The sequence below is a fragment of the Pseudomonas sp. Sample_11 genome, from assembly GCF_004307505.1.
Taxonomy (GTDB): domain Bacteria; phylum Pseudomonadota; class Gammaproteobacteria; order Pseudomonadales; family Pseudomonadaceae; genus Aquipseudomonas; species Aquipseudomonas atacamensis.
In genome coordinates, this window is record NZ_RCOD01000048.1 from 58,348 (window position 1) to 72,140 (window position 13,793).

General features: G+C 58.3%; 16 protein-coding genes and 1 pseudogene. 9 read left to right on the top strand and 8 right to left on the bottom strand.

Annotation, left to right across the window (positions count from 1 at the left end; all coding sequences use genetic code 11):
* Positions 1–19: 19 nt before the first annotated feature.
* On the bottom strand, positions 20–238 hold the full coding sequence (locus tag D8U60_RS11925) for a DUF6429 family protein (protein WP_241663538.1): 219 nt from the start codon (positions 236–238) through the stop codon (positions 20–22).
* A 221-nt stretch (positions 239–459) separates the two neighbouring features.
* Here D8U60_RS11925 and D8U60_RS11930 point away from each other — a divergent pair, with 221 nt between their 5' ends.
* Positions 460–789 (top strand): hypothetical protein, encoded by a 330-nt coding sequence (locus tag D8U60_RS11930; protein WP_024014223.1) that lies wholly within the window; start codon positions 460–462, stop codon positions 787–789.
* Between the two features lie 35 nt (positions 790–824).
* Here the strand turns inward: D8U60_RS11930 and D8U60_RS11935 are convergent, their stop codons facing one another.
* Positions 825–1,574 (bottom strand): hypothetical protein, encoded by a 750-nt coding sequence (locus D8U60_RS11935; RefSeq protein ID WP_130900184.1) that lies wholly within the window; start codon positions 1,572–1,574, stop codon positions 825–827.
* A 115-nt stretch (positions 1,575–1,689) separates the two neighbouring features.
* On the opposite strand from D8U60_RS11935, the gene D8U60_RS11940 reads away from it, so the two are divergent.
* The 5 genes from D8U60_RS11940 to D8U60_RS11960 all read left to right on the top strand — a co-directional run bounded on the left by D8U60_RS11940 (position 1,690) and on the right by D8U60_RS11960 (position 5,618).
* The gene (locus tag D8U60_RS11940; RefSeq protein WP_130900185.1) at positions 1,690–2,055 is read left to right on the top strand and encodes a hypothetical protein; all 366 of its coding nucleotides are present in this window, start codon (positions 1,690–1,692) and stop codon (positions 2,053–2,055) included.
* Positions 2,056–2,155: 100 nt separating this feature from the next.
* Complete coding sequence (locus tag D8U60_RS11945) at positions 2,156–2,890, top strand: hypothetical protein (protein ID WP_130900186.1); 735 nt, start codon at positions 2,156–2,158, stop codon at positions 2,888–2,890.
* 71 nt (positions 2,891–2,961) lie between these two features.
* Complete coding sequence (locus D8U60_RS11950; RefSeq protein WP_130900187.1) at positions 2,962–4,881, top strand: alkaline phosphatase D family protein; 1,920 nt, start codon at positions 2,962–2,964, stop codon at positions 4,879–4,881.
* 231 nt (positions 4,882–5,112) lie between these two features.
* Positions 5,113–5,367: a type II toxin-antitoxin system prevent-host-death family antitoxin gene (locus D8U60_RS11955; RefSeq protein WP_042608352.1), complete on the top strand. Its 255-nt coding sequence runs from the start codon at positions 5,113–5,115 to the stop codon at positions 5,365–5,367.
* Entirely contained in the window at positions 5,364–5,618 is a 255-nt protein-coding gene (locus tag D8U60_RS11960) for a Txe/YoeB family addiction module toxin (protein ID WP_042608353.1), read from the top strand. Before D8U60_RS11955 ends, D8U60_RS11960 begins: the two co-directional genes overlap by 4 nt.
* On the opposite strand, the gene D8U60_RS11965 is transcribed toward D8U60_RS11960, so the two are convergent.
* Positions 5,612–6,799, bottom strand: a complete 1,188-nt coding sequence (locus tag D8U60_RS11965; protein ID WP_130900188.1) for an aspartate aminotransferase family protein — start codon at positions 6,797–6,799, stop codon at positions 5,612–5,614. The two genes, D8U60_RS11960 and D8U60_RS11965, sit on opposite strands and share 7 nt — an antisense overlap.
* Positions 6,800–6,901: 102 nt before the next feature.
* Here D8U60_RS11965 and D8U60_RS11970 point away from each other — a divergent pair, with 102 nt between their 5' ends.
* From D8U60_RS11970 to D8U60_RS11980, 3 genes are all read left to right on the top strand, one after another.
* Entirely contained in the window at positions 6,902–7,822 is a 921-nt protein-coding gene (locus tag D8U60_RS11970; protein ID WP_110646188.1) for a LysR family transcriptional regulator, read from the top strand.
* A gap of 38 nt (positions 7,823–7,860) precedes the next feature.
* Positions 7,861–8,265, top strand: a complete 405-nt coding sequence (locus tag D8U60_RS11975; protein WP_130900189.1) for a GNAT family N-acetyltransferase — start codon at positions 7,861–7,863, stop codon at positions 8,263–8,265.
* 133 nt (positions 8,266–8,398) lie between these two features.
* Positions 8,399–9,100: a hypothetical protein gene (locus D8U60_RS11980; protein WP_122880693.1), complete on the top strand. Its 702-nt coding sequence runs from the start codon at positions 8,399–8,401 to the stop codon at positions 9,098–9,100.
* 73 nt (positions 9,101–9,173) lie between these two features.
* On the opposite strand, the pseudogene D8U60_RS11985 reads toward D8U60_RS11980, so the two are convergent.
* From D8U60_RS11985 to cyoB, 5 genes and pseudogenes are all read right to left on the bottom strand, one after another.
* A pseudogene (locus D8U60_RS11985) lies at positions 9,174–9,663 on the bottom strand (RidA family protein).
* 236 nt (positions 9,664–9,899) lie between these two features.
* The gene (gene cyoE / locus D8U60_RS11990) at positions 9,900–10,787 is read right to left on the bottom strand and encodes a heme o synthase (RefSeq protein ID WP_007916939.1); all 888 of its coding nucleotides are present in this window, start codon (positions 10,785–10,787) and stop codon (positions 9,900–9,902) included.
* A gap of 10 nt (positions 10,788–10,797) precedes the next feature.
* The gene (gene cyoD, locus D8U60_RS11995) at positions 10,798–11,133 is read right to left on the bottom strand and encodes a cytochrome o ubiquinol oxidase subunit IV (RefSeq protein ID WP_011335842.1); all 336 of its coding nucleotides are present in this window, start codon (positions 11,131–11,133) and stop codon (positions 10,798–10,800) included.
* Positions 11,133–11,756: a cytochrome o ubiquinol oxidase subunit III gene (gene cyoC, locus D8U60_RS12000; RefSeq protein ID WP_024014230.1), complete on the bottom strand. Its 624-nt coding sequence runs from the start codon at positions 11,754–11,756 to the stop codon at positions 11,133–11,135. The genes cyoD and cyoC overlap by 1 nt, the downstream gene beginning before the upstream one ends.
* A 3-nt stretch (positions 11,757–11,759) precedes the next feature.
* Entirely contained in the window at positions 11,760–13,790 is a 2,031-nt protein-coding gene (cyoB, locus tag D8U60_RS12005) for a cytochrome o ubiquinol oxidase subunit I (protein ID WP_016773302.1), read from the bottom strand.
* Positions 13,791–13,793: the final 3 nt, after the last annotated feature.

Genomic DNA, 13,793 nt, shown 5'->3' on the forward strand with positions numbered 1-13,793 from the left:
AATGGGACGCGGCTCCTCCCTACTCCTTGACTGCAAACATCCGATCAGCAATCTCCCGCCCCCGCTCCAACCCTTCCTTCGTCAACCATATCGACTTGTTCCTGTTCACCGGATTACTGATCAAACCCTGTTCGTGCAAGCGGTTCATGATTTCGAAGTCATAGCCCTTCCACGCATTGCCGTCGTCGGAGCTATAGGCAGCCAGGAGAGCAAGGACGGCGTCGTCGATCAGTTTCATGTCGTATTCCATGATGGTCACTCCGCTGATGTTCAGTGTTTGTAATCAAAGCGTCGTATCAAAGTGGATGTCAATGCTGCGCGAGCTTGTAGGTTTTAGATGCCCGATTGCTGGTTGCCTCGACTGCGATCCCCGCCCGTATAATCACGCCCGCACGGCAAACCTCCTCTGGCGTTTCGCGCATTGGTTTCAAACCTTCCACTTCACTGACAGACATCCCCATGGAAACCTCACTGGAAACCGTCGCCCTCTTCTCCCTCAAACTTGCCTACGAAGAAGAGGGCCTGAGCCCGATCCTGCGCGATGACATGGTCATGGGCGATTACCAGAAAGACGTCTTCGAGCTACTGGTGAAACGCGGCGATGTCGAGGCCATTCAGTTCAAGATGAACGAATGCCTGAACCTGGCGCTGGATGCTTTGGGCGGGGTCGAGAAGCCGTTGGGGCGGGAGTTGCGCAAGTTGTCGTCGGAGTTGGCTCAGGCGCGGTCGGTGGAGCAGCTGGGTCAGCCGCTGCTCGCGCTGAAGGGGTATCTGCGCGACATTCTTTGAGTGGCGCGCTACAGCCATGCCGCTATCTCGTCCGATCAGCGACGAGCTTTCAGTACTCGAATATCCGTTGGAAAGCCGTCAGCGCCAACCAGTTGTTTCCAGCCCATGTATTGAAATTCGCCATTGCGATCGATGTAGTCGCCCTTCTCTGGTTGCCCTCCGCCAACTATCGCGACACGCTTCACTTCGCCACAGCCGCCATCCGACGGGCGAACGGTGTAGATCACATACGGCTTCACGTATTGCGTGGCGCGGAAGTATTGGCCGCAGATTTCGTCGACGGTGATCAGCATGGTTTTCAGCCGGGCTTCGCCGTCGGTGTCTTCGTGCAGTTTCAGGAAGGAGATGTCGCCGACGTCGCTGTAGCCGAGAGAACGGGCGCGTTGGTAGGCGGGGGAGTTCTGGTGTGCAATTCTGCCTTCCTCCACACCCCGTTGCATTTGCGCGGCGAACTCGGCTTTGCCTTGGGCCAGGGTTGCCTCGGCGTGGGCGGCGACGTTTTCGCAGTGGGCGTACTCGCTGGAGTCGAGGTGTTGCGGTAGCAGGTTGAGGCGGCGCTCGTTCATGGAGGCGAGGCTGTCTTGCAGGCCCGACGTGGCTGCATAGGCAGCGGAGACGCGACCGCTCTGGGCGTCGGAGATTGTCTCCTGCATCCGCTGGCAATTGGCGAGATAGTAATTCCAGCTGGCTTGCGGGTGTTCTTTTGCGAAGCAGAAGGCTGGGGTAATGGAGACGGCAAGGGTGAGAGCGCCGAGCAGTTGCAGCAAACGGGTTGTGGAAAACATGGGTAGTCCATTACAGAGAAGGCATGGCGGGACGCTACTATTTTGCTATCGTGCCGTCCACTCTCTACAGGCGAGCAAGTTGCCGCCTCTGTCTCGTAGCCAGGAAAGAAATCCGATGGATGCTGTGTTGTGTTTGGTAGTCATGGCTGCAATGTGGTTCTGGGTGGTGCGACAGCGCGGGCATTGGAATCTGTTGTTGGCAAACCTTGCCGGAGCGGGCAGCGCTGTGGTCGCGGGCATTGTCTTCACGCTGCTTTACGACGGGCTGTTCGGCACCACCATGACAGCGCCGGGACTGCATAATAGCCTGGTGGTGTTTATGACCAGCGCGGGCGTTTTGGCGGGTGTGTGGTTGTGGATCGCCAAGCGTCGTCAGCCGGCGCATCCGGTTGCACGTCAACTGCTCGCGGGCGCCTGTGGCGTTGCCGCAGGCATGGTCACGTTGATTTTTCTGGCGGCGAATTATTTTCCGCAACCGTAGCCGGACGGCGCGTCTATTTTGCTATCTTGCCGCGCATCGTCGGGGCTTGCTGATCGTCTCGCGCCGCGCTTGGATTGTTGAAAGGTAAGGAAAGGATCAAATGGAGTTTTTGCGTTTTCTGGCGTTCGTCGCTGTCTGGGGTTTCATGTGGCGCTGGGTGGTGAAGAACCGCGGCAGCTGGAATATTTTCTACGGCAACATCGTTGGCGCGGCGGGTGGGTTCATTGTCGGGCTGGTGATGTTGTCGATCACCTTTTCGCTGTTTCCTTCGTCGTTCGATCACGAGGCGCAGGCGCAAAACACGCCAGTCGTCGAGTCGACCTCTGTGTTGCCTGAAGCCGAGGCAGTCACGCCCGTCACCGAGCTGAAAGATGCGCCGGTTTTAACTGCCATCGAAGCGGATGACAAGCCTTCCCCCCCGGACTCCGCACTGTTGCCGAATAACGTCAGCCGAGCGCCGAAATCAATGGCGGTACAAACGGTGCTGAATCAGAGCGACTACGAGGGTCGCATGGCCCTGGCCGCGCTGAACAAGAAGTTGCGCGGCGACGCACAGGCCGACAAGTCGATGATCGCGTATGTCATGTGCAGCCCGTTTGTCACCAGCACCCTGCGTTATCCCGCTTCGGCGCGTTTTGCCGACAGCAAAGCGCTGGTCAGCCATCGCTTCAAGGATCAGGTCTACAGCTTCAGCAACAGCGTCACTGCGCGCAACATGAATGGCGACGATGTCACCTACCGTTTCGATTGCTCCGTGCAGGAATTGCCACGGGTTGATGCGACGGCTGGGGAGTGGCGTTTGCTGGCGCTGAAACTGCAAAAAGCCGACTCTTAAGGCTGATTTAAGGGATCAAGGCGCCGGCTGCGCTATCATCGCCGGCCTGTGCGCCTTGAACTTTATCCTCAATGTTTCCAACACCCGATAACCTGATCTCACTGCCTCCTGTACTGGCCGGCCCGCTGCTGCGGCGGCTGGAGCCGACGCGCGTGGTGCTGTGGCTGGTGGGCTCGCGTGAACTGACGCTGACCTTGCGCCTGCAAGGTGTAGGAGATATTCCGCTCGACTCAGAGAAATGCACGGTCATTGCCGTAGGCCGTCATGCGTTCGTGCATCTGATAGACGTTCAACTTGAATGCGCCCTGCCCTGCGACACGTTTATCGATTACGACCTGCTGATCGATGACGCCATCGGTATGGCTGAGTGGGCGCCTCACCTGCTTTACCCCGGCGCTACCTGCGCGAACCTCGTCGTGCGTTCGCGGATCGACCAATTGCTCCACGGCTCCTGCCGCAAGCCGCATCATCCGGCAACCGATGGCTTGCTCTGCGTCGATCAATTGCTGGCCGACGAAACCGATGCGCAACGACGTCCGGCGTTGCTGATGATGAGCGGTGATCAGGTCTATGCCGACGACGTCGCCGGGCCGATGCTGCGGGCGATTCATGCCTTGATCGAGCGTCTCGGTCTGTTCGATGAGCACCTTGACGGTGCCGTGGTCAGCGACAGTGCCAAGCTCTATGAGCACCCGGCCAGCTACTACCACCGTGCGGATTTGTTACCGGCGCTAGAGAGCAACGAGACCTTGCGCGAGCGATTTTTCGGTGGCGCGCGTAAGCCGATTTTCACCAGCAGCAGCGCCGACAATCACCTGGTGACGTTCGCCGAAGTCATGGCCATGTACATGCTGGTGTGGTCGCCGACGCCGTGGTCGCTGATCAATCCGAGCGCGCCGACGCTGACGCCGGAACGCCGCCAGCGCTACAACCTCGAGCAGACGCGCATCGATGCCTTCAAGGCGGGCCTGGGCAACGTCGCGCGGGCGCTGGCGCATCTGCCGAGCCTGATGATTTTCGATGATCACGACATCACCGATGACTGGAATCTTTCTGCGCAGTGGGAGGAAACCGCCTACGGCCATCCGTTCTCCAAACGCATCATCGGCAACGCGCTGATTGCTTATCTGTTGTGTCAGGGCTGGGGCAACAATCCGGATGCCTTCAAAGGAATGCTGGAGCAGACCACGCAACTGAGCGCCAGTGGCGACGACGGCTATCTGGACATGCCGGTGCAGGACGATCTGATTGATCAGTTGCTGCGTTTTCAACAGTGGCATTTCGTGCTGCCGAGCAGTCCGGCACTGGTGGTGATCGACACGCGTACGCGGCGCTGGCGTAGCGAGATGGCCCTCAAGCAGCCGTCGGGCCTGCTCGACTGGGAAGCCTTGAGCGAACTGCAACAGGAACTGCTCGATCACCCTTCGGCAATCATCGTGTCGCCGGCACCGATCTTCGGTGTGAAGCTGATTGAAACCGTGCAGAAAGTGTTCAGCTGGTGCGGTTATCCGCTGCTGGTCGACGCGGAAAACTGGATGGCCCATCGCGGCGCGGCGCAGGTGATCCTGAACATTTTCCGACACTCGCGCACACCGGGGAACTACGTGGTGCTGTCCGGCGATGTGCATTATTCCTTCGTCTACGAAGTCCTGATCCGCCACCGCAAGGCCGGCCCACGGATCTGGCAGATCACCAGCAGCGGCATCAAGAACGAATTCCCACCGATCCTGCTGGAATGGTTCGACCGCCTCAACCGCTGGCTCTACTCACCGCGCTCGCCATTGAACTGGTTCACCAAACGCCGCTTGATGCGCATCGTCCCGTATACGCCGGAACATGCCGAGGCCGGGGAACGGCTGTGGAATTCGGCGGGGATCGGACAGGTGTTTTTCAATGAACAGGGGCAGCCGAGCGAGATTGTTCAGCACAACTCGAATGGGGCGGAGAAGACGAGGATGCTGGCGCCGGAGTTTAAAGATCTGCCGGATTGAAGCAGTAACCAATTCCTACATCGGCTAGGTCATGGGATGACGAGAAAAGGGCTCCGCGACACTGAACAGGAGGGAAGAGGATTACAACCCTCTCAGAAACGTCTCGAATATTACTGAGCGATACTGATTGAAGTCGCAGTCAGCCCTGCTGCGACACAACCACTGGTAGGTGTCGCCTTGTCATCCTGTACTCATTTCTGTACGTTCTCTGCATCCAGCGAGGACTTCAATATGCAAACCATCAACTACACCACCGCCCGTGCGCATTTGGCCGAGACGATGGACCGTGTCAATGAAGATCGTGCGCCGCTATTGGTCACTCGGCAGAAAGGTGAACCCGTAGTGATGATGTCTTTGGCCGAATACAACGCATTGGAAGAAACAGCCTACTTGCTTCGCTCCCCCGCCAACGCCGAACGGCTGATGAAATCCATCGGTGAGTTGCGCGCCGGCAAAGCCAAAGTCAGGCAATTGATCGAAGAATGAAAATCGAGTTCACGCCAACAGGCTGGGAAGACTATTTGTGGTTTCAGCAAAACGACAAGGCTGGGCTCAAGCGTATCAATCTTCTGATCAAAGCAATCAAGCGCGAACCGTTTGAGGGTGTCGGTAAACCAGAGGCGCTCAAGCATAATATGAGCGGCCTCTGGTCACGCCGAGTAACGGCCGAACATCGTCTGGTGTACAGGGTTGAGGACGGCGAAATCTGCGTTATCAGTTGCCGGTATCACTATTGAACCTGAGCTGAATCAGTCATCAGAGCCCGCCCAACCCCCCTGACAATCATCCCCACCTCGCGCTCATCAATCGTCAGCGGCGGGAGCAACCTGATGGTCTTGCCACGAGTCACGTTGATCAACAAGCCGTGATCCCGTGCGGCGATCAGCGTCAGGTCGCGCACCGGTTGTTTCAGCTCGATGCCGATCATCAGGCCCTGCCCCCGGATTGCCAGCACGTTCGGGTTGTCTGCCAATTCGGCGCGCAAGCGTTCCAGCAGCCGTGCGCCCTGCACCCGCGCATTCTCCAGCAAATCTTGTTCTTCGATGATGCCCAGCACCGTGCAGCCGACCCGGCAGGCCAGTGGATTGCCGCCGAAGGTGCTGCCGTGGCTGCCCGGGGTGAACAAATCCGCCGCGCGGCCACGGGCCAGGCAGGCGCCGATCGGCACGCCATTGCCAAGGCCTTTGGCCAAAGTCATGACGTCGGGCACGATGCCTTCGTGTTGACAGGCGAACCACTGCCCGGTGCGGCCGATGCCGGTCTGGATTTCATCGAGCATCAGCAGCCACGCGTGGCGATTGCATAGGTGGCGCAGGGCCTTGAGATAACCCGGCGGTGCGACTTGTACGCCGCTTTCGCCCTGGATCGGTTCGACCAGAATCGCCACGATGCGCGCGCCGTGTTTGCGCTGTATTTGCTCCAGCGCCGGGAGATCGCCGAACGGCACTTTGACGAAATCCCCCGGCAGTTCGTTGAAGCCCAGGCGCACCGCCGGGCCATCGCTGGCAGACAGCGTGCCGAGGGTGCGGCCATGAAACGCGTTGGCCATGACCACCACCAGCGGCTGCTCGATGCCTTTGCGCCAGCCGTACAGGCGCGCCAGTTTCAGTGCCGTCTCGTTCGCTTCGGCGCCGGAGTTGTTGAAAAACGCGCGCTCCATCCCCGACAACACAGTCAGCCGCTTGGCCAGTTGTTGTTGCCAATCGATGCTGTACAGGTTGGAGGTGTGCAGCAGCAATCCCGCCTGCTCGCTGATCGCCGAGACAATGCGCGGATGCGAGTGGCCGACATTGGTCACTGCCACACCGGCAACGGCATCCAGATATTCGCGCCCCGCCTGATCCCACAGGCGCGTGCCCAGGCCCTTGGTGAAACTCAGGGCCAGGGGTTGGTAGGTGTTCATCAGGGCGGCGGTCATGACGTGAAACTCCATTGCAGGTCGGTGTTTTTGCAGTATGGTTAGCCACCTGAGCTGGATAAACCCGGAAAAACTTCAATCATTTAAAAGCCGAGCTTGATAATGGATTTGTTTCAGTCGATGGGCGTCTACGTCAAAGTGGTCGAAACCGGGAGCATGACGGCCGCCGCTGCGAAGTGCGAAATGTCGACGACGATGGTAGGCAATCATCTGCGCGCGCTGGAGCAACGGCTCGGCGTGCAACTGCTGCAACGCACCACGCGCCGCCAGCGCCTGACCGAATTCGGCAGCGTCTATTATCAGCGCTGCCTGGAAGTGCTGGGCCTGGTGGCCGACTCCGAACGCCTTGCCGAACAAGCGTCGGACGAGCCGCGCGGCTTGCTGCGTATCACTGCGCCACTGACCTTCGGCGTCGAACGACTGACCCCGGCCCTCAGCGAATACTCCCTGCTCTATCCGCAAGTGAAGCTCGACGTGGTGCTGACCAACAGCCGTCCGGATCTGCTGGAGAACGGCCTCGATGTCGCATTCCGTCTGGGCAATTTCGACCAATCCAACCTGATCGCCCGGCCCTTGATCGACTACACCCTGACCGTCTGCGCTTCCCCTGAATACATCGCGCGGCGCGGCATGCCGCACACGCCACAGGATTTGCAGCAACACGATTGCCTGTCCTTCGCCTACCCTGCTGGGGATGACTGGCAATCGGTGGAAAAACGCTGGCGTCTGAGCGGCCCGGAAGGTGAAGTCCTCGTCGACGTCAGCGGGCCGATGCTGATCAACAGCTCCGCCGGTTTGCACCAGGCGGCGCGTAACGGCATGGGCATCATGATGCTGCCCGACGCGCTGGTGGAGCAGGATCTGCGCGACGGCAAACTGGTCAGGGTAATGACGGACTACCAACCGCCGAGCAGGCCGATGCATCTGTTGTATGCGCAGGATCGCTATCGACTGCCGAAGCTGAGACGGTTTGTTGAGTTTGCGATGCGTACGTGGGGGAAACCTGACGTCGGCCGGCCGTAATCAATCACGATGGAAATTGATAAGGACTTGAATATCCCATGAACGACAGCCTTACCGTGCGCGACTTGCATCCCGGCGAAACAGAATCGGCGAGGCTGTTTCTCAGCCAGCATGGCTGGGGCCATCGCATTGGCGATGCCGAATCTTTTGCTCGCTTGATTCACAATTCGCAGCGTACAGCTGTTGCGCTCTTAGGCGAGCAAATTGTCGGTTTCGCTCGAGCAATTACCGATGAGGTCTCCAACGGCTATCTCTCTATGGTGGTGGTCGATGACCAGCAACGGCGCAAAGGAATCGGGCAGGCACTGGTGGAGTACGTCATGGGTGACAACCCGGACATCACCTGGGTGCTGCGCGCTGGACGCGAAGGCGCTGAAGCTTTTTTCGCCGGCCTGGGCTTCGAGAAGTCCGTGATTGCCATGGAACGTCAGCGCCGCAAATAGCGCACGGTGGAAAAATCCCGACCACCAGACCGTTGCTCCGTGACAACGCCGCCCCGCTCCCCTAAATTAGTCGGCCTGAAAAAGACCTCGTGCTTTCTCGCCTCAACTCAAGTTAAAAAGTAGTGAAATTTCAATGTCCGATTTCAACACCGCTCAATCCGTAGTCACCCAGTCGTCAAAAGCGGAATACGAAAACTCCATCAATCTTTCACAACACCTGCCACAAGCCAAAATCATCAGCGAGATGGTCCTCGACGCGTTCCAGTCGACCCGCGAAAGCGACCAGATCCGCGAATTGCGTGCGGCGATCCGTCAGGCGCATGACAGCTTTGATGACGACAAGGCGTACGAGCTGATGGGCGAACTCAAGCGCCTGAAAGATGCCGAGGCAGCGGACATCGCCGCGCTGGAAGACCTGAGCAGCAAGTTCTCGATCGGGCGCATTCTGTCCAGCTTCAAGGACGATCCGGCGTTTCAGGAAATCGTTTATGGTCTGGCGCTGAAAGTGCTGAATCAGACCCATCAGGCGATCAGCAATCCGAGCGGCGGCAAGAGCAAAGCTGCGAAGAAGAAAGAAGTGGAAATCTTCACCATCAGCAAGGACGGCGCCAGCGTGACTCTGCCAATGCGCACGCCGCGTTCGCGCCTGAATGTTGATCGTGAGGCACTGGAATTCCTCGGTTTCACCTTCGTCGGTGAAGGCGATGAAGCCGAGCTGGAGAGCGAAACCTTCGTCGATAACGCCGGCACGGAACAGGCGGTGAACCGCAAGAACATCATCACCGCGCTGCAGCAGCAGACGGCGTTTGACGGGTATAGCATCGCGGCGCAGTAATCTGCCAAGCGCTTGCCAAAAAGCCCCGCGCTGAGTGATCAGGCGGAGCTTTTTGTTTGAGGCGGGGATAACCTCAAGCCGAAGGATGCAACGCCGCAATCATGTCCACTTCAATCGCCGCATTCTTCGGCAACTGATAGACGCCGATGGTCGTGCGCGTATGCCGTCCGGCATCGCCCAGCACATGGCTGAACACATCCGAAGCGCCGTTAGCCACTTCGCTCAGGTCGACAAAGTCAGCAGTCGACTTCACATACACCGTGACCCGCAACAACGCGCGAATCTTGTCCAGCGAACCGACCGCATCGACGATCAGCGCCAGGCAACGCATGGCGCTGATGCTCGCCGCTGCTTGTGCATCCTTGAGGTTCAGTTCCAGCCCCACGCGACCGGGATAGAGAATCTTGCCATTGACCCGCGGCACCATCGCGCTGATGTACAGCTCGTCGTGATGACGGATCAGCGGCGCGTAATTGCCACCGGCGGTGTTCTCGCCATAGATGTCGTAGTTGAGTTCTTCGGCCAGGGCGATAAAGCTCATCGCAGGTCATCCGTTCGGTCATTGCGCCCAGCCTTTTGATCAATGCACGGGTTAGGACAGTCGAGCACCGGTGGATGGCTTGGAGCTACTACTGTCGAGGTTGGATCCGAATCTAGGTCTTTTACCGAATGGCCGCAACCGCAAACTGTGGGAGCGAGCCTGCTCGCGAATGGCAGCACCCCGAACGAGCATATTTCAGCCAACAAAAAACCCCGCACATCTCTCAACGTGCGGGGTTTTTTCTGAAGCTTGCAAACCTTACGGCGCGTACGTCAGCAACAGCTCTGCCGGCACCTTGAAGTCCAGGGACATCATGACGCTCAACGCAGTGATGGTGAAGATCGAGAACACGAACAGCTTGCGTGCCCAGACGGTGTCATCGACTGCCTTGTAGCCGGTCCAGGCCATGTACAGCCAGTACATGCCCATGGCGGCGGCGACGGCGAGGTAGCTCATGCCGGCGTAGCCGCTGAAGGTCAGCATCAAGGTCGCCACGAGGAACGCCAGGATGTAAAGCAGGATGTGCTTCTTCGCCACTTGAATGCCGCGTTTCACTGGCAGCACCGGAATCGATGCGGCCAGGTAATCATTGAAACGGAAAATCGCGATGGCGTAGGAATGCGGCATCTGCCACAGGCTGAACATCACCAGCAGGGTCAGTGCGGCCATGTCGAAGCTGTTGGTCACGGCAACGTAACCGATCACTGGCGGCATGGCCCCCGACAGACTGCCCACCAGCGTGCCGTGAACCGACTTGCGCTTGAGGTACAGGCTGTAGAAGCCGACGTAGATGATGAAGCCGATTACTGCGAACAAGGCAGCCAACGGGTTGGCCACCTTGTACAACAAGGCAACGCCGAGAACACCCAGAATGGTCGCGTAAACCAGGGCCAGTTTCAGGGAGATGAGGCCCTGGACCAGCACACGGTTCTTGGTGCGTTCCATCTTCAGGTCGATGTCGCGGTCGATGCAGTTGTTGAACACGCAACCGGAGGCCACGACCAGGGAAGTACCGATCATGGCGGCCAGAAACACCGCCAGATCGACATGCCCTTTCGAGGCCAGGAAGAACCCGCCTGCCACAGAAAGCACGTTACCGAAAATGATCCCCGGTTTGGTGATTTGGATAAAGTGCTTGAGCGACATCGGGTCTACCTCACTTCGCCATCATGTACGTGTGGATGCTGAACATGATCCACAGCGACAGGCCAACCAGCAGCACGATCACGATCGCCGTGAAGACGAACGCGATCACGTTGTTACGCTGTGCAATGGAACGGTCCAGATGCAGGAAGTAATACAGGTGAACGATCACCTGGATCACTGCGAACAGCAGAACGATTGCCAGCGTCGTCGACTTCGGCAGGGTCGGGTACATCACCAGACCGAACGGAATGACGGTCAGGATTACCGACAGGATGAAGCCGATGGCGTACGACTTGACGCTGCCGTGGCCAGCATCGTGGCTGTCATGGGAGTGTGCGTTAGCCATTACAGAGTCCCCATCAGGTAAACAACGGTGAAGACGCAGATCCAGACCACGTCCAGGAAGTGCCAGAACAGGCTCAGGCAGCTCAGACGGGTCTTGTTGGTCGACGTCAGGCCATGCTTGTTGACCTGATACATCATGATGCCCATCCAGATCAGACCGGCCGAAACGTGCAGACCGTGGGTACCGACCAGGGTGAAGAACGCCGACAGGAAGCCCGAACGGCTAGGACCGAAGCCCTCGGAGATCAGCAGGTGGAACTCGTTGATCTCCATGGCGATGAAGCCCGCGCCGAGCAGGAAGGTCATGAACAACCAGCCCAGGACCGCCTGCTTCTTGCCCTTGTACAACGCCAGCATGGCGAAGCCGTAGGTGATCGAACTGAACAACAGCAGAGCGGTTTCGCCCAGCACGTAAGGCAGTTCGAAGATCTCGTGGCCCGACGGGCCACCGGCAACGTTGTTTACCAGTACTGCGTACACCGCGAAGATCGACGCAAACAGAATGCAGTCGGTCATCAGGTAGAGCCAGAAACCGTATACGGTCATCTCGCCCGAGTCGTGGTGATGGTCATCGTGCCCATGGTCACCATGGGCGTGTCCAACATTGGTCACTAAGTTCGACATGGTTTAAGCCTGTTCCAACGAGGTTTCAACACGGGTGGCATTGGCCGGGATTTTCCCTGCCGCGACCAGACGCTTGTGCTGCTCGGCTTCGATACGCTCGATCGTTTCAACCGGAACCATATAGCCCTGGTCGTCACGTGCAGCGTGGATCACGAAGTAAACGACGGTGCCCACCAGGCTCGCGATCGCCAGCCACCAGATGTGCCAGATCATCGCGAAACCGAAGACGGTCAACAGCGCGCCCATCACCACGCCAGTGGCGGTGTTGTTCGGCATGTGGATCGGCTCGTACTTGGCCGGACGCTGGTACGCAGTACCGTTTTCCTTGGCTTCGGTGAACGGGTCGATGCAGTCAGCCTTAGGCAGCACAGCGAAGTTGTAGAACGGTGGTGGCGACGAGGTCGACCATTCCAGGGTGTGTGCATTCCACGGGTCACCGTGATCGCAAACGTTCTCTGGCTTGTTGCGGTCACGCACACTGACGTACAGCTGGATCAGTTGGCAGGCGATACCGACAGCGATCATCACCGCACCGAACATGGCAACGTACAGGTACGGTACCCACTCAGGGTTGGTGGTGGCGTTCAGACGACGGGTCATGCCCATGAAGCCCAGTGCATAGAGCGGCATGAACGCGACGAAGAAGCCCGAGATCCAGAACCAGAACGCTGCTTTACCCCAGCCTTCGTGCAGCTTGAAGCCGAACGCTTTCGGGAAGTAGAACGCGAAGCCAGCGATGTAACCGAATACCGCACCGCCGATGATCACGTTGTGGAAGTGCGCGATCACGAACAGGCTGTTATGCAGTACGAAGTCAGCACCCGGGATGGCCAGCAGTACGCCGGTCATGCCGCCGATGGCGAAGGTCACCATGAAGCCCAGAGTCCACATTACCTGGCTGGTGAAGCGCAGACGGCCCTGGTAGATGGTGAACAGCCAGTTGAACAGCTTCACACCCGTCGGGATGGAAATCAGCATCGTCGCCAGACCGAAGAAGGCGTTGACGCTTGCACCCGAACCCATGGTGAAGAAGTGGTGCAGCCAGACCATGAAGCCCAGTACCGAGATCGCGCCCGAGGCGTAGATCATCGAGTGGTGGCCGAACAGTTTCTTGCCGGTGAAGGCCGAGATCACTTCCGAGAAGATGCCGAAGGCCGGCAGGATCAGGATGTAAACCTCAGGGTGGCCCCACGCCCAGAACAGGTTGACGTACATCATCGGATTGCCACCAAGTTCATTGGTGAAAATGTGGAAATCCATGTAACGGTCAAGGGTCAGCAGTGCCAGGGTAGCGGTCAGGATCGGGAACGAAGCCACGATCAGAACGTTTGCCCAGGTGCAGGTCCAGGTGAAGATCGGCATGTCCATCAGTTTCATGCCAGGGGTACGCATTTTCAGTACGGTCGCGAGGAAGTTGACCCCGGTTAACGTCGTACCCAATCCGGATAGCTGTAGCGCCCAGATGTAGTAATCCATACCCACGCCAGGGCTGTATTGCAGACCCGACAGCGGCGGATACGCAACCCAACCGGTCTTGGCGAATTCACCGATACCCAGCGACAGGTTGATCAGCACAACGCCGGACACCAGCAGCCAGAAGCTCAGGGAGTTCAGGAACGGGAACGCAACGTCACGCGCGCCGATCTGCAGCGGCACTGCAAGGTTCATCAGGCCGGTGAAGAATGGCATCGCCATGAAGATGATCATGATCACACCGTGAGCGGTGAAGATCTGGTCATAGTGTTCAGGTGGCAGGTAGCCAGGCGAACCCTCGGTGGCCATGGCCAGCTGGGTACGCATCATGATCGCATCGGCAAAGCCGCGCAGCAGCATGACCATGGCGACGATGATGTACATCACGCCGATTTTCTTGTGGTCGACCGAAGTCAGCCACTCGGTCCACAGGTACGTCCACTTCTTGAAGTAAGTGATCGCAGCGAACAGCGCCAGACCACCGAGGGCGATCATGGCGATGGTCACCATCACGATCGGCTCGTGGAATGGGACTGCTTCCCAACTTAATTTACCAAACATCGT

Coding starts and splice junctions, on each gene's coding strand:
- D8U60_RS11980 (WP_122880693.1), top strand. CDS start 8,399: ATGTCCGATTTCAACACCGCTCAATCCGTAGTCACCCAGTCGTCAAAA.
- D8U60_RS11930 (WP_024014223.1), top strand. CDS start 460: ATGGAAACCTCACTGGAAACCGTCGCCCTCTTCTCCCTCAAACTTGCC.
- D8U60_RS11975 (WP_130900189.1), top strand. CDS start 7,861: ATGAACGACAGCCTTACCGTGCGCGACTTGCATCCCGGCGAAACAGAA.
- D8U60_RS11950 (WP_130900187.1), top strand. CDS start 2,962: ATGTTTCCAACACCCGATAACCTGATCTCACTGCCTCCTGTACTGGCC.
- cyoE (WP_007916939.1), bottom strand. CDS start 10,787: ATGTCGCTCAAGCACTTTATCCAAATCACCAAACCGGGGATCATTTTC.
- D8U60_RS11970 (WP_110646188.1), top strand. CDS start 6,902: ATGGATTTGTTTCAGTCGATGGGCGTCTACGTCAAAGTGGTCGAAACC.
- D8U60_RS11940 (WP_130900185.1), top strand. CDS start 1,690: ATGGATGCTGTGTTGTGTTTGGTAGTCATGGCTGCAATGTGGTTCTGG.
- D8U60_RS11935 (WP_130900184.1), bottom strand. CDS start 1,574: ATGTTTTCCACAACCCGTTTGCTGCAACTGCTCGGCGCTCTCACCCTT.
- D8U60_RS11955 (WP_042608352.1), top strand. CDS start 5,113: ATGCAAACCATCAACTACACCACCGCCCGTGCGCATTTGGCCGAGACG.
- D8U60_RS11960 (WP_042608353.1), top strand. CDS start 5,364: ATGAAAATCGAGTTCACGCCAACAGGCTGGGAAGACTATTTGTGGTTT.
- cyoD (WP_011335842.1), bottom strand. CDS start 11,133: ATGGCTAACGCACACTCCCATGACAGCCACGATGCTGGCCACGGCAGC.
- cyoC (WP_024014230.1), bottom strand. CDS start 11,756: ATGTCGAACTTAGTGACCAATGTTGGACACGCCCATGGTGACCATGGG.
- D8U60_RS11945 (WP_130900186.1), top strand. CDS start 2,156: ATGGAGTTTTTGCGTTTTCTGGCGTTCGTCGCTGTCTGGGGTTTCATG.
- cyoB (WP_016773302.1), bottom strand. CDS start 13,790: ATGTTTGGTAAATTAAGTTGGGAAGCAGTCCCATTCCACGAGCCGATC.
- D8U60_RS11965 (WP_130900188.1), bottom strand. CDS start 6,799: ATGACCGCCGCCCTGATGAACACCTACCAACCCCTGGCCCTGAGTTTC.
- D8U60_RS11925 (WP_241663538.1), bottom strand. CDS start 238: ATGAAACTGATCGACGACGCCGTCCTTGCTCTCCTGGCTGCCTATAGC.